The 13164-nt window shown below is 67.5% G+C and carries 15 protein-coding genes; 5 read left to right on the top strand and 10 right to left on the bottom strand.

Translation table 11 applies throughout. From position 1 onward, the window contains the following. Window positions 1-63 precede the first annotated feature (63 nt). The 4 genes from ACLJOO_RS17875 to ACLJOO_RS17860 all read right to left on the bottom strand — a co-directional run bounded on the left by ACLJOO_RS17875 (window position 64) and on the right by ACLJOO_RS17860 (window position 2833). Entirely contained in the window at window positions 64-711 is a 648-nt protein-coding gene (locus tag ACLJOO_RS17875; RefSeq protein WP_410788292.1) for a PIN domain-containing protein, read from the bottom strand. Then, entirely contained in the window at window positions 638-1048 is a 411-nt protein-coding gene (locus ACLJOO_RS17870) for a hypothetical protein (RefSeq protein WP_410788291.1), read from the bottom strand. Before ACLJOO_RS17870 ends, ACLJOO_RS17875 begins: the two co-directional genes overlap by 74 nt. Window positions 1049-1433: 385 nt before the next feature. Beyond that, complete coding sequence (locus ACLJOO_RS17865) at window positions 1434-1967, bottom strand: hypothetical protein (RefSeq protein WP_410788290.1); 534 nt, start codon at window positions 1965-1967, stop codon at window positions 1434-1436. A gap of 461 nt (window positions 1968-2428) precedes the next feature. After that, complete coding sequence (locus tag ACLJOO_RS17860; RefSeq protein ID WP_410788289.1) at window positions 2429-2833, bottom strand: hypothetical protein; 405 nt, start codon at window positions 2831-2833, stop codon at window positions 2429-2431. 353 nt (window positions 2834-3186) lie between these two features. On the opposite strand from ACLJOO_RS17860, the gene ACLJOO_RS17855 reads away from it, so the two are divergent. From ACLJOO_RS17855 to ACLJOO_RS17845, 3 genes are read left to right on the top strand one after another with little or no spacing between them, the layout of a single operon-like run. Further along, entirely contained in the window at window positions 3187-4044 is an 858-nt protein-coding gene (locus tag ACLJOO_RS17855) for an isoprenyl transferase (RefSeq protein WP_410788288.1), read from the top strand. Window positions 4045-4085: 41 nt separating this feature from the next. Then, entirely contained in the window at window positions 4086-4259 is a 174-nt protein-coding gene (locus tag ACLJOO_RS17850; protein ID WP_410788287.1) for a hypothetical protein, read from the top strand. Window positions 4260-4280: 21 nt separating this feature from the next. Beyond that, window positions 4281-5198 (top strand): hypothetical protein, encoded by a 918-nt coding sequence (locus tag ACLJOO_RS17845; RefSeq protein WP_410788286.1) that lies wholly within the window; start codon window positions 4281-4283, stop codon window positions 5196-5198. Here ACLJOO_RS17845 and ACLJOO_RS17840 read toward each other — a convergent pair. The 4 genes from ACLJOO_RS17840 to ACLJOO_RS17825 are packed head-to-tail and all read right to left on the bottom strand — an operon-like array spanning window position 5195 to window position 8860. Continuing rightward, window positions 5195-5836, bottom strand: a complete 642-nt coding sequence (locus tag ACLJOO_RS17840; protein ID WP_410788285.1) for a response regulator transcription factor — start codon at window positions 5834-5836, stop codon at window positions 5195-5197. The two genes, ACLJOO_RS17845 and ACLJOO_RS17840, sit on opposite strands and share 4 nt — an antisense overlap. After that, the gene (locus ACLJOO_RS17835) at window positions 5833-7155 is read right to left on the bottom strand and encodes a sensor histidine kinase (protein WP_410788284.1); all 1323 of its coding nucleotides are present in this window, start codon (window positions 7153-7155) and stop codon (window positions 5833-5835) included. The genes ACLJOO_RS17840 and ACLJOO_RS17835 overlap by 4 nt, the downstream gene beginning before the upstream one ends. Then, window positions 7155-7973 (bottom strand): ABC transporter permease, encoded by an 819-nt coding sequence (locus ACLJOO_RS17830; RefSeq protein WP_410788283.1) that lies wholly within the window; start codon window positions 7971-7973, stop codon window positions 7155-7157. The genes ACLJOO_RS17835 and ACLJOO_RS17830 overlap by 1 nt, the downstream gene beginning before the upstream one ends. Then, on the bottom strand, window positions 7973-8860 hold the full coding sequence (locus ACLJOO_RS17825; protein ID WP_410788282.1) for an ABC transporter ATP-binding protein: 888 nt from the start codon (window positions 8858-8860) through the stop codon (window positions 7973-7975). The genes ACLJOO_RS17830 and ACLJOO_RS17825 overlap by 1 nt, the downstream gene beginning before the upstream one ends. 231 nt (window positions 8861-9091) lie before the next feature. On the opposite strand from ACLJOO_RS17825, the gene ACLJOO_RS17820 reads away from it, so the two are divergent. Then, window positions 9092-10186: an S-(hydroxymethyl)mycothiol dehydrogenase gene (locus ACLJOO_RS17820; RefSeq protein ID WP_410788281.1), complete on the top strand. Its 1095-nt coding sequence runs from the start codon at window positions 9092-9094 to the stop codon at window positions 10184-10186. Here ACLJOO_RS17820 and ACLJOO_RS17815 read toward each other — a convergent pair. Continuing rightward, window positions 10137-11510 carry an MFS transporter gene (locus ACLJOO_RS17815; RefSeq protein ID WP_410788280.1) on the bottom strand — a complete coding sequence of 458 codons (1374 nt, stop codon included), beginning with the start codon at window positions 11508-11510 and terminating at the stop codon, window positions 10137-10139. The two genes, ACLJOO_RS17820 and ACLJOO_RS17815, sit on opposite strands and share 50 nt — an antisense overlap. Window positions 11511-11645: 135 nt before the next feature. Here ACLJOO_RS17815 and ACLJOO_RS17810 point away from each other — a divergent pair, with 135 nt between their 5' ends. Further along, entirely contained in the window at window positions 11646-12587 is a 942-nt protein-coding gene (locus ACLJOO_RS17810) for a sigma-70 family RNA polymerase sigma factor (RefSeq protein ID WP_410788279.1), read from the top strand. On the opposite strand, the gene ACLJOO_RS17805 is transcribed toward ACLJOO_RS17810, so the two are convergent. Continuing rightward, the gene (locus ACLJOO_RS17805) at window positions 12573-13067 is read right to left on the bottom strand and encodes a GNAT family N-acetyltransferase (protein ID WP_410788278.1); all 495 of its coding nucleotides are present in this window, start codon (window positions 13065-13067) and stop codon (window positions 12573-12575) included. The genes ACLJOO_RS17810 and ACLJOO_RS17805 overlap by 15 nt on opposite strands. Between the last annotated feature and the right edge of the window lie 97 nt (window positions 13068-13164).

Genomic DNA, 13164 nt, shown 5'->3' with positions numbered 1-13164 from the left:
ACCCCCGCAGAGGCGCCCACAACACCGCCGAACTCCCACGCTGCACCGGGGGCACCAGAGTATTCAGCCTCTGAGCAACCCCCGAAGCTCCTGCCCCTCAGCCATCGTGTCGATCAACGCCTGCATACTCCGCGGTTCCCGCCGATTGTGGTTCACCATCTCTTGCAGGCCCGCCTGAACCCGCTGGGGGTCTTCGTTGAGCTTGCGGATCAGGACCTCGTTCAGCTGCTCGACCCGCATCGCGTGCGGGCCCGTCGACGGCGGGAAGAAGTCCTTGACATTGTCGGTGACAAGGAAGTCCGACCGACTGTGCAGTGCACCCGCCAGCACGTGCCTGTCCTTTCGATCCGCCTGCATCTCATCCTGCAGTTCCTGCGGCGGAGCTTCGGTCATCGCGTCCTCGAATGCGCCGTTCATCATCGCGATGCGCCTGGCGATGGCCTTCTCGGACACTCCCGGAGGCCGGTTCCGGCGCATCTCGTCGATCACTTTCCGAGTCCACCGGGGCTGGAAGACGTCCTGCTCTGCCAACGACAACAAGACGTCGGTCGTCAGTTGTCCCCGGATCACGTTGGCGTCCAGGAATGCGTGCTCGGTCTCCCGCGAGTCTGGCCGGTCGGACGACTCGGTCACGGCGCTACGCCTCGCCGTCCTCGGGATCGTCAGCCAGCATCTCGTCCAGGATCGCGCGTCGCCGCGCGCGACGCTCATTGTCCCACCGGATCACGTCCGCCAACTGAACCCAGTCGACGGACTCCGAGGACCGGAACGGAATATCCCCTGCGGCGACGTGCTTCCGCAGATCGTCGCGCCGCATCCCGATCGCATAAGCCGCCTCGTCGATCGGCAACTCCGGCCGGAACGGCATAACCTTGACCGCCTGACCCGCCTGCATCGCCTCGAGCACATGCGACACCGCGCGATACACCAGCGGCGGAATCTCCATCCGCTCTCCGTCAGGCCCGATCACCGCCGGCCCCCCGGGCTCGATCTGCCGCTGATCCTCATCCAGCAGATAAATCCGCGCATCTCTCGTTGGTCCGAGCATGTCCCGAATTGTATTCGCCGTGCGGATTCCGTGCTCGTCCCATTCGCGACCCCTGTGGATAAGCGCAGCAGCAAACCATCGACCGAGATCTCCGCGATGCGATCGCCCATACCGTCGGCACGGCGCGGAGTCGGCGGCACCGAATCCGATTCACAAAGAGGACCAACGGCGGGCTCCCGCGGGGCGGGGGGCGTCACGGCGGGGCACCTAGACTCGACCACCTTGGGGAGGGTTTCGTCCCGAATCGGGTAGGCAATCCTCCCCACGTCCCCAACCCCGGCTGCCGCGGACGACTACTCGGTTGGCCGACGAGAGGCCCCTTGGCGGCTGGAACGTCGGTCCGGCCCGACGGGCGCCTGTCCAGTGGCACCACGAAGACCTGTGGTCAGCAGTCGGCGCCCCGCGGCGCGACCGCATCGCCTCCGTTCGGATCGACGAGCACTGGGACCGCTTGTCCGATGCGCAGCTGGGTGGCCGCCTGCTGGGTCATGGCGATCTGCCCGCTATCACCCAACGTGCTCTGCCAGGTGATGTCCCACTGCGCAACCGCGGTCACCGGGTACTTGCAGTTCGCCAACTTCTGCGACGTTTTCACATACCGATGCCCGCACGTAGGCGAGGCCTTCACACCCATCGACTTGTCATACGGCGTCCCCGGCCCTTCACACCGAACCGTCTTACCGTCGCCCATCGACCAGTTAATCGCCTTCACCTGAGCCGTGACTGTCACCGACAACCCTGGCACGCTCGAACTTCGAACGATCGGTCCCCAGGTGTTCTCCGTCTTGGTCACCCATAACCAGACGGGCATGTTTACCAGGCCGATCTGACCAGGAGCCGGCGCCGTCTTGATGAGTGGCGCAGCCAGGTGCATTTCCCCGATTGCCTCGTATACCAGTGTCACCGGGTCGACCACCACGGTGTCCGGCCTACCGGGCAACCAGATCCACCGCGTTACAAACCGTGTGCCTTGCTCGCGAACACAGGTCCAGATAGCACCGTCGGTGTGGCCTTGCCAGGAGGGGTCGCTCTTCGGCGGCTGCGGGTCGAGTCTCCGTAGGTAACACTGCTGGCCGTTCGACCAATTACCAAGGTGCGACGTACATGCACGCGAAGCGCCGCCGTCCATGCAGACGCGCTCCGGTGTCCTGACGGTCGACTTGGCGGGCTTCTTTCCTGGCTTCGTCGACTCCTTTGGCTTCTGCACCACGGTGCGTAGGACCCACCAACAGGGGCCTTTCGGCAAACAAAATGGAATGTAGTCGCCATCTGGCTTAGGTGGCAGTTTCTTGTTTCCGGCCGATGCTGTCTCTGCAGCGACAAGAGTTGTCAGAATTAACGCACCCATGAGGAGGCTGGCAACGGGTCTCAGCAAAGATTTCAGCATGTTCCGGCGTCCTGCTGATCGACGAGGAACCACATCTTCTTGGATTGACCAGCTGGTGGCGCGAAGACCAGTTTTGCCTGCACCTTGCTTCGTCCGTCCGTCCCTGGGCCGACAGGTACGGGCTTGCGTGTTGCGAGGTACCGGAGTGAGACCTTGGATGCGTCCTGGCAGACACGGAGGAGTACCTCTGGTTGCTCCCCGGTGGTCTTCACTGAGACGACGGAGATCGACTCGATCTTGACCTTGCCGTCCTGGTACCAGCCACGCTCTTGATTGAACCCGACGCTTCCCCACACCTGGATGAGCCAGTTGCCGCCGACACCCGCCTGCAGCAGCTTGGCCTCGGTCGCCGCGGGAGGGTTGTTGAGTGCAGTATCGGCGGCTACCGATGCCGTCACATAGCGCTCCTTGGCAGCCGTGATGGCAGCCTGCTCCTCCGTGGTCCGGTTTGGCGTGGACGGCGCGGTAGGTGTTGGGCTTGTGGTCGGAGCGGTTGTGGTCGGGGTGGTGTTGGGTTGGCCGGCCTCGGGGGAGCCTTGACAGGCGCCTAGCGCTGTCAGGGCGCAGAGGGCTGCTGCGGCGGTTGTGAGAGCCGGTCGGCGGGGCATGGGGTGGGGCTCCGTTCTTGAGTGTTGTTGTGTAAAGGGTGGCATACGGAGGGTGTTCGAAGTCGGGCGTTTTCCACAGGTTGCAGGTTGTTGCAGTTGGGGGTGGGCGGCGGGGTTCGGGAGTGGTGGGGGAGGATCGGGGTATGTCGCCTATTGGTCGTCGTCGGGGTCGGGGGGTTGTTGGGCGGGGGGAGCGGAAGGTGGTGGTGGCGCCGGAGCCGCATCCGTCCGGGGCTCGGCCGCCGGGGATTCCCAAGGAGCTGGTGCCTCGGCATGTGGCGATCGTGATGGATGGGAACGGGCGGTGGGCCAAGCAGCGGGGGCTGGCTCGGACCGAGGGGCACAAGGCCGGTGAGGCTTCGTTGCTGGACGTGATCAAAGGCGGGATCGAGATCGGGGTGAAGTACATCTCGGCGTACGCGTTCTCGACCGAGAACTGGGCCCGGTCGCCCGAAGAGGTGCGGTTCCTGATGGGGTTCAACCGTGAGGTGATCCATCGGCGGCGTGACGAGCTGGACGCGATGGGGGTCCGGGTGGTGTGGTCCGGGCGGCGGCCGCGGTTGTGGAAGAGCGTGATCGACGAGCTCGAGTACGCGCAGGAGCGGACCAAGGACAACGACACCATCACCTTGCAGTTCTGCGTGAACTACGGCGGTCAGGCGGAGATCGCCGACGCGATGAAGTCGATCGCGGCGGAAGTTGCCGCCGGCAAGCTCAAGCCGGACCGGATCACCGAGAAGACGATCGCCCGGCATCTCTATGCGCCCGACATCCCCGAGGTGGACCTGTTCGTGCGGTCGTCCGGGGAGCAGCGGACGAGCAACTTCCTGGTCTGGCAGCTGGCGTACGCCGAGATGGTGTTCCTGGACACGCTCTGGCCGGACTTCGACCGTCGGGACCTGTGGCGGGCGATCGAGATCTACGCGCAGCGCGACCGGCGGTACGGCGGCGCGATCCCGAACGAGGTCGCCGACGGAGAATTGCGGGCACAGGGCAACTGATCCGGGAACCGGGTACGGGTCGGGCCGCGTCTACGCTGGTTGTGACCGTCAACGGGAGTGGTAGCGCGCCGGAGGAGACCCCGCGGCAGATCGCGGAGCGGGAACTGCTCGCTGCGCGGGAGGATGTACAGCAGATGGCCGAGAACATGCGCGCCAGGCTGAAACAGGACGAGCAGGGTGAGCAGGACCAGCAGGACGAACAGACAGGCGAGTGAAGCAGTGCGTTGGGAGAGCTGATGGTGGATTTGGCCGAGGTCAGAGGACGGACGGATGAGGTCGCGTCGGCGCTGAACCAGGCGCGGGCGGTCCTCGGGCGCGTCGAGAACCTGCTGAACGAGGAGACTGTCGATCAGGAGTTGACCCTGCGGCTCAACGACGTACAGTCCTTCGGCAGGTCGGCCGAGCGGGTCTCCCAGTTGGAGCAGGACGCGGGTCCCAAGCGGCGGGCTGCGTGGGAGACCGAGGAGCCGCGGGCAGTTGCGGCGTCGGACGACGCCGACGCCGCGTTGGGTTCCGCGTTCAGGAGCTCTCAGGGCGACGCCGGAAGCATCTCGGCGAGACTCAGCGAGCCGTCGAAGGACATGGCCGGGCTGCGCGACGGTCTGCGTGCCAGCAGCGAGCAGCTCCAGAACGTCATGAAGCACGCCGACGCGCTCGACCGCATGGAGGGGTACGACGGACCTAAGGGCCAGTTGGCGAACGTTCGCGGCGTGAAGTCGATCGTCGACGAGGCCGAGAAGGGTGTCGCCGAGGCCGCGGCGCGAATCGAGACGGCACGGACGATCGCGGCCCGGTTCGAGCAGGAACCGCCCGCCATCAAGAGCGGACAGCTCGCGGACCAGATCACGTCGACGAGACACAGGCTGGGGAGAGAGCTCTCCGGCGCCCAGGACCGGGTCCGCGAGGTCCGAGGTCCAGTTGGATCCAGGAAAGCCGACGTCGCGAAGGCGACCGATCAGGCGATCGGCGCGGCTGTCACAGCCAAGGATGCGGAGAAGGCGGCGAAGGAGCTGGCGAAGAACGTGCAGGCAGGTACGACGCCCAGGCCCGCGCCGACCCAGCACACCCAGACCCAGCACACGGAGAGCAACTCTCAGCAGGACCTGCACCGCCGGCTGGACGGGAAGGCCCAGAACAGCGGAATGCAGCGCTAGCGGCCTGGCGAGGGGAGTAGGCCGCGTTCGATTGCCACGGTGACCGCGCGGGTGCGGTCGTCGACGTCGAGTTTGGCGAACAGGCGCTGGAGATGGGTTTTGACCGTGGCCTCGCCGATGAACAGTTCGCGCCCGATCTCCGCGTTGCTGAGGCCGCGGGCGACGGCGGCCAGCACCTCGAGCTCGCGTGGCGAGGGTTGCGCGGCGGCGGGTGCGGCCGGCGTACGAAGACGGGACATCAGCCGCGCCGCGACCGGCGGGGCGAGCACGGTCTCGCCGCGGGCGGCGGCCCGGATGCCGTTCAGCAGGTCGGCGTGCGGCGTGTCCTTCAGCAGGTACCCCGCGGCACCGGCCTCGACCGCGTGCAGGATCTCCGAGTCGGTGTCGTACGTCGTCAGCACCAGTACCCGCGTCGCCGGGTAGCCCGACACGATCGCCCCGGTCGCCGCGACACCGTCCATCCGCGGCATCCTCAGGTCCATCAGTACGACGTCCGGCCGCGTCGACTCGACCAGCGCCAGCGCCTCGGAACCGTCTCCGGCCTCACCGACCACGGAGATGTCGTCGGTCACCGACAGCATCCCGCTGAGCCCGGAGCGCACCACCGGATGGTCGTCGACGACGAGTACCCGAATCACGCATCCTCCTGCACAGCTGGGATCAGAACCTGAACTCGCGTGCCGTGGCCGGGAGTGCTTTCGATCTGAACGGTACCGCCGGATTCTTCGACCCGGCCGCGCATCGCGTTCAAGCCGAAACCACCCGAGGTTGTGCCGGGGTAGAAGCCTGAGCCGTCATCCCGGATCTCGATCCAGACATCGTTGGACGAGAGACCGAGGGTGATGAGGACTTGAGTGGCGGCCGCGTGCTTGCGTACGTTGGCCAGCGCCTCCTGGGCCGACCGCAGCAACACCACCTGCTGCGCCTGCGGCAACGCCGCGACCTCGTCGTCCGGCAGATCCAGCGAGACCTGTACGTCGACACCGGTCTCGGCCGCGAACCGCTCCGCCTGCCGACGCAGTACCTCGGTCAATGTTGCCTCCGACAACGCAACCGGGGTGAACGCGGCAACCAACGCCCGCGCCTCGGCCAGGTTCTCCCGCGCGGTGTCCTCGATGGCCGCCAAACGTGCCGCGGCATTACCACCCTGCGAGAGCTCGGCCGCGGCGGCCTGGGCCAGCATCACGATCGAAGTCATCCCCTGCGCGAGCGTGTCGTGGATCTCCCGCGCCATCCGCTCGCGCTCGGCCATCACCCCGGCGCTGTGGTGCGCCTCGGCGAGTTCGTCCCGCGCCGACTCGAGCTGCTCGATCAGTTCGGCACGCTGCTGACTCTGGGTGATCACCTTCTCGATCCAGATCCCGAACAGCAGGCTGACCACGAGACTGACCAGCATCCACGGCAGGATGCTCCAGAACGCGTCCCAGCCCCACCCGGCGCTCCACAACTGCGCCGTACCGACGCCGAGCACCAGCAGCAGGCTGAGTCCGACCCCTTCGCGAATGTCCTCGCACAGCAGCCAGATCTGCGCCGACGCGATGAACATCAGGAACACCGACTGCGGATAGATCCCGATCAGCACCATCAGGGAGGCGATCAGCACCAGCCGATAGGCGTACGACGGGAGCGCCCGGCGGGACCGGATCGCGTACAGCCCGATGAACTGGTACGCCGCCCCGAGAACCACCACCGTGCCCGCGAAGAGGGCCTGCCGCACGGCGCCGAGGTCGCCCAGGAACGACAGCGCCAGCGTCATCCCGAGCAGCACCCAGAACACGATGTGCCAACCGATCAGCGTCCGTGTCCACACGGGCTGTCCGGCGCCACCGCGAGAGCTCTGCACAGACCCCATCTTCCTCCACAGCAGGATCCACACACGAGGACCGGTCCACGCCGGTGACAGCTCGGTACGACGCCGCTCCGGAAGGGAGGGCGTCGTACCGGTGACCTGGTTCATCAGCCCGCGTCCCGGCGGGTCCAGCGGAACACCCGCTGGGCGAGGAACAGGCCGACGATCAACCAGACGGTGAGCACGATCGCGCCGGTGCCGAGCTGCCAGGAACCGCCCGGCTCGTTCACCTGGAACCCGTCCGGCAGGAACACCGACCGCATCCCCTGGGCGAGCCACTTGAGCGGGAAGACCGAGGCGACGTCCCGCATCCATCCGGGCAGGCTGCTGTAGACGAAGTACACACCGGACATGAACTGCAGCAGCAGGACGACCGGGGTGATCACCGCGGACGCGGCCTTGCCGGACTTCGGTACGACGCTGAACGCGATCCCCAGCACCGACCCGGACGCTGCGCCGAGGATGAAGATCCAGGCGAAGTGCAGCCACTTCGACGGCTCGCTCGGGATGTCCACGCCGAGCAGCAGCCCGGCGATCGCCAGCAGTAGCGCGAACTGTGCGATCGAGGTCACCAGCACCTGGCCGATCTTTCCGATGAAGTACGACTGCGGCGGCATCGGCCTACCGCGGAGCCGCTTGAGCAGGCCCTCGTCACGCTCGAGCGCGATGCTGATCGCGAGCGACTGGAAGCTGCTCAGGAAGATGCCGGAGGCGATCATCCCAGGGGTGAAGTAGGTCGCGGCGTTGACGCCGTTGAAGTCGGTGCTGCCGAAGACGGCGGAGAAGATGCCGAGGAAGATGATCGGGAAGAAGAAGGTGAAGATCAGCGCCTCCTTCTCGCGGAAGAACTCGCGGACCTCGAGCTTGGTCCGGGCCAGGCCGACCGACAGCGTCGACGGCAGCGGCTTCGTGGTGGTGTCGGCCATCAGAGTGCTCCAGCTTCGATCGAGACAGCGGCGTCGGCGGCGTTGGCCTTGCCGATGAGGTCCAGGTAGATGTCTTCCAGGCTCGGGCGGCGGACCTCGAGCTCCGGTACTTCGCCGTCGAAGCGCTGCATCAGCGCCGCGATCTCGGCGGTCGGCCGGTCGGTGCGCAACTCGTGCGGGCCGTCGGCGTCGCTCCACGAGACCCGTGCGGTCCGGGCGCCACGCCCGCCGAGCGTCTCCGGCGTACCGATCTCGATCATCCGGCCGTCGGCGATCACCCCGACCCGGTCGGCGAGGTGCTCGGCCTCGTCCAGGTAGTGGGTGGTCAGCAGGATCGTCGTACCGCTGGTCCGCAGGTTCTCGATCAGGGTCCAGAACTGCCGACGGGCCTCGGGGTCGAACCCGGTCGTGGGCTCGTCCAGGAACAGCAGCTCCGGGTTGCCGATCACGCCGAGGGCCACGTCGAGCCGGCGGCGCTGACCGCCGGACAGCTTGCGCGGCCGGGTCTTGCGCTTCTCCTCGAGCCCGACGGCGGCGATCACCTCGTCCGGGTCGCGCGGGTTCGGGTAGTAGCCGGCGTAGTGGTTGACCAGTTCGAGGACGGTCGACTCGGCCTCGTCGCGCGAGGTCTGCAGCACGATCCCGATCCGGCTGCGCCACCGGCGGTCGGCGTGTGCCGGGTCCATGCCCAGCACGCTGACCTCGCCCTCGTCGGCCCGGCGATATCCCTCCAGGATCTCCGTGGTCGTTGTCTTGCCGGCCCCGTTCGGGCCGAGCAGGGCGAACACCTCGCCCCGGTGGATGTCCAGATCGACACCGTCGACCGCGACCTTGTCCGGGTACCGCTTGACCAGGCCGCGCACCCTCACTGCGTTGTCGTTCTCCATGCCTCAACTCTCGCTTTCCGGCACCGTCCTCCGGGAGCACCGCCCGGCTGACTGCTCTGTCCCCCGACCGGTGGACAGCGGTGTACGTAAGAACAGGAGGTGGTGGGGTCAACCGGGTCTCGACGGCCGGGTTCAGGCGGGCGGAGTCGTATACGTAGACGACTACGTCCTGTTCTTGCGTACACGCCGAGAGGGCTGACGGGAGTGGGGCTGGGCGGTTAGGTTCGGGGAATGGCTCAGACGGTGCGTGGTGTGGTGGCGGCGCGCAAGGGTGCGCCGGTGTCGATCGAGGAGATCACGGTCCCGGACCCGGGGCCCGGGGAAGCGGTCGTGAAGGTGCAGGCGTGCGGGGTCTGCCACACGGATCTGCACTATCGCGAGGGCGGGATCAACGACGAGTTCCCGTTCCTGCTCGGGCATGAGGCCGCGGGGATCGTGGAGTCGGTCGGCGACGGCGTGACCGACGTCCAGCCGGGTGACTTCGTCGTGCTGAACTGGCGGGCCGTCTGCGGCAACTGCCGCGCCTGCCTGCGCGGCCGGCCCTGGTACTGCTTCAACACGCACAACGCCCAGCAGAAGATGACACTCAAAGACGGCACCGAGCTGAGCCCTGCCCTGGGCATCGGGGCGTTCGCGGAGAAGACCCTGGTCGCGGCCGGGCAGTGCACGAAGGTGGACCCCGCCGCCAAGCCGGAGGTCGCGGGCCTGCTCGGCTGCGGCGTGATGGCCGGTCTGGGCGCCGCGCTCAACACGGGCAACGTGGGCCGGGGGGACACCGTCGCCGTGATCGGCTCGGGCGGTGTCGGTACGGCGGCTGTCGTCGGCGCCCGCCTCGCCGGAGCGGCGAAGGTGATCGCGATCGACCTCGACGAGCGCAAGCTGACCACCGCGCAGGAACTCGGCGCGACGCACACGATCAACTCGAAGGGCCTCGACCACGACGGGGTCGTCGCCGCGGTGCAGGAGCTGACCGGCGGATTCGGCGCCGATGTGGTGATCGACGCGGTCGGTCGCCCGGAGACGTGGAAGCAGGCGTTCTACGCGCGCGACCTGGCAGGCACCGTGGTGCTGGTCGGCGTACCGACGCCGGACATGCGCCTCGACATGCCCCTCCTGGACTTCTTCGGCCGCGGCGGCTCCCTGAAGTCGAGCTGGTACGGCGACTGCCTCCCGACCCGCGACTTCCCGCTGCTGATCGACCTCCACCTTCAAGGACGTCTGCCCCTGGACCGCTTCGTGTCCGAGACGATCACGCTGGACGAGGTCGAGGACGCGTTCACGAGGATGCACCACGGGGACGTACTGCGGTCGGTCGTACTGTTCTAGCGAGGAACCCGGCGGCGACGATCCCGATCGCTGCCGTCAGCGCGACCGCCCAACTCGTGGTCGGGAACGAGCGCGTCGACAGGTACAGGGTGCCGAAGATCGTGACGCCGCCGACCTGGCTCAGCTGCATGGCGGTGGTGAGGATGCCGCTCGCGTCGGCGGCGCGGGGGAGCGGTACGTGGGCCAGGGCCTGGGTGACGAGCGGGCTCGCGGACAGACCCATGCCCGCGCCGGCCAGTACCAATGCGGGCCACAAGAACGACCCGACGCCCGCGTAGCCGACAGCGCACAACGCGAGTCCGACAGGTACGACCAGGTGGTGCAACCGGCTCGGGACCACTCGCCAGAAGTACCCGACCAGGCCGAACGTCACCGCGAACGGGAGCCAGGTGAGACCGGCCCGCATCGCCGATTCACCGAGCTCGGTCTGCAGATGAAGGGTGAACGCGAACAGGAATCCACCGAGGGCGAGCAGCGTGCAGGCCATCGTGAACAGACCGGCCGGCAGCCCGCGAGCGCGCAGGACCTCGAGGTTGAGCAACGGGTCCGCGGTACGGCGCTCGTACCCGACGAAGACGGCCGCGAGCACCACACCGGCGGCCATGCAGCCGAACGTCCACAGCGGCCACCCGATCTCGTGGCCGACAACCGCGGGCAGCACCATCAGCAGTACGGCGCAGGTCGACAGCGCCAGCCCGGTCACGTCGAGGCGGCGCGTCGCCGCCGGCCGGTCGGCGGGCATCGCGCGCGGGACCAGGATCGCCAGGCAGACGCCGACCGGGACGTTGACCAGGAACACCGGGCGCCAGCCGGAGCCGAGGATGTTCGCCCCGACGAGGAGGCCACCGGCGATCAGCCCGGCGACCTGGCCGGCGGACAGCGTCACGCCGTACGCCGACAACGCCTTGGCGCGGGCCGGTCCGGAGAAATGCGCCTGGATCAGGCTGATGATCTGCGGCACCATGATCGCCGCAGCGACGCCCTGGATGAACCGGAACAGCACCAGCGGCAGGATCGCCGGCGCCAGGCCGCAGGCGAGTGATGCGAGCGTGAACAGGATCGCGCCGGTCAGGTACATCCGGCGGCGGCCGTACAGATCGCCGAGCCGGGCGCCGGTGATCAGCGTCATCGCGTACGCGACCAGGTAGCCGCCGACGACCAGTTGCAGCCACGCGCCGGAGGCGTGGAAGCCGGCGCCGATGGCCGGCATCGCGACGTTGACGATCGACGTGTCGAGCAGCGCCATGAACTGGCCGAGGAGCAGGACGGCGAGCATCAGCCCACGCCGAGTATCCGCAGGGCGGTCGGTGGTTAGAGCGGTCATCAGGTTCTCCCTTGTCTGCACGGGACGTGGGGGTATACCTGGCGGGTCCGCGGGATTCATCGGTCGCGGACCGATGATTTTCGGGAGGTTGCGCAGTACGTACTCCTGCAACCGAACCGTGGGAGGCTGACCGCGATGGACCGCGACGACTTCGACCGGACGACCGAGCCGCACCGGCACGAGCTGCTGGTGCATTGCTACCGCATGCTCGGATCGATCCACGACGCGGAAGACCTGGTGCAGGAGACCTTGCTGCGGGCGTGGCGCGCCTCGGACACGTACGACGAGCAGCGGGCGTCGATGCGGACCTGGCTCTACCGGATCGCCACCAACGCCTGTCTGACCGCTCTCAAGGGCAGAGCCCGGCGTGCGCTGCCCTCAGGATTGGTGACTGCGGCTGAGGACACTCAGGTACCGATCGAGTTGTCGACCGAGGTGTCCTGGCTGCAGCCGTTCCCGACCGACCCCGCGTCGGCGACGGTCGCGCAGGGGAGTCTGCGGCTCGCTCTGATCGCCGCCATGCAGTACCTCCCGGCCCGGCAGCGCGCGGTGCTCGTGCTGCGGGACGTCCTCGACTGGCCGGTCGCCGACATCGCCGAGGCCCTCGAGACCACGTCCGCGAGCGTGAACAGCGCGCTGCAGCGAGCGCGGGCCAAGCTCGCCGAGATCGACCTCACCGAGGACGACGTCGACGAGCCCGACGACCGGGAGATCAAGTCCGTCATCGAGGACTACATCCGGGCGTTCGAGGCCGCCGACGTCGGCGGCCTGACCCGGCTGCTCACCGACCAGGTCGTCCTCGAGATGCCGCCCGCCCCGCTGTGGTTCGTCGGGCGCGACGCATACGGCGAGTTCATGGAGCGCGTGTACGCGATGCGCGGCCCGGACTGGCGACTGCTGCCGACGGTGGCCAACGACCAGCCGGCCATCGGCGCGTACGTGCGCGGGGACGACGGACGATTCCACGCGCACAGCCTGCAGGTGTTCACGGTCACCAAGGCCGGCATCACGCACAACGTGGTCTTCTTCGGCCAGGAGCTCTTCGCGTACTTCGACCTGCCCCTACACCTTGAATGAGATCCACAGATCTGGAGTGGCGTCGGGCTTGCCGGCGATCGGGCGGGACTCCTGGGTCCACACGTCGCCGGAGACCTCGGTCGCGACCCGTTGCCAGAACCTGACCGCCTTCTCGTTGTTGCCCTGGAACGCGACGTCGCACGGACCGGGGTGATGCGACAGCACTTCCTGGACGGCGCGCAGTCCGTGTCCGCTGCGACGTACCGGACGCACCATGAAGAACGCGTTCAGCACGTGTACCGGCTGCTGCAGGGCTCGCATGAAGCAGAAGCCGACCGGGTTCTCGCCCAGCGAGATCAGGTACCCGGCCCACTCCGGATCGCCGGTGAGAACCTTCTCCAGCCACTCGGTGCGGAAGCTGCCGTCGGGGCGCGGGAGCTGGCCCTGGAACTCGGACATGTCGTGGCGGAACATCAGCCACAGCCGCTCCATCAAGGGCCGGTCGGCAGGCTGGACACGGCGCACCACGAGATCAGACATGGGTCTCCTCAGGACTTGTTTTGAACGCAGAAAAGCCTCCCGCCGGAAGAGTCCGGTACGGAAGGCTTACTGCGGTCAGTTTATCAGCCCTGTACGG

The organism is Kribbella sp. C-35 (assembly GCF_046549195.1).
GTDB lineage: Bacteria > Actinomycetota > Actinomycetes > Propionibacteriales > Kribbellaceae > Kribbella.
This window is presented reverse-complemented; position numbering and strand designations above follow the sequence as displayed.

Excerpts from the sequence above, each read along its gene's own strand:
- ACLJOO_RS17875 (WP_410788292.1), bottom strand. The coding sequence starts at position 711 with ATGAGCGTCGCGCGCGGCGACGCGCGATCCTGGACGAGATGCTGGCTG.
- ACLJOO_RS17870 (WP_410788291.1), bottom strand. The coding sequence starts at position 1,048 with ATGCTCGGACCAACGAGAGATGCGCGGATTTATCTGCTGGATGAGGAT.
- ACLJOO_RS17855 (WP_410788288.1), top strand. The coding sequence starts at position 3,187 with ATGTCGCCTATTGGTCGTCGTCGGGGTCGGGGGGTTGTTGGGCGGGGG.
- ACLJOO_RS17845 (WP_410788286.1), top strand. The coding sequence starts at position 4,281 with ATGGTGGATTTGGCCGAGGTCAGAGGACGGACGGATGAGGTCGCGTCG.
- ACLJOO_RS17835 (WP_410788284.1), bottom strand. The coding sequence starts at position 7,155 with ATGAACCAGGTCACCGGTACGACGCCCTCCCTTCCGGAGCGGCGTCGT.
- ACLJOO_RS17830 (WP_410788283.1), bottom strand. The coding sequence starts at position 7,973 with ATGGCCGACACCACCACGAAGCCGCTGCCGTCGACGCTGTCGGTCGGC.
- ACLJOO_RS17825 (WP_410788282.1), bottom strand. The coding sequence starts at position 8,860 with ATGGAGAACGACAACGCAGTGAGGGTGCGCGGCCTGGTCAAGCGGTAC.
- ACLJOO_RS17820 (WP_410788281.1), top strand. The coding sequence starts at position 9,092 with ATGGCTCAGACGGTGCGTGGTGTGGTGGCGGCGCGCAAGGGTGCGCCG.
- ACLJOO_RS17815 (WP_410788280.1), bottom strand. The coding sequence starts at position 11,510 with ATGACCGCTCTAACCACCGACCGCCCTGCGGATACTCGGCGTGGGCTG.
- ACLJOO_RS17810 (WP_410788279.1), top strand. The coding sequence starts at position 11,646 with ATGGACCGCGACGACTTCGACCGGACGACCGAGCCGCACCGGCACGAG.
- ACLJOO_RS17805 (WP_410788278.1), bottom strand. The coding sequence starts at position 13,067 with ATGTCTGATCTCGTGGTGCGCCGTGTCCAGCCTGCCGACCGGCCCTTG.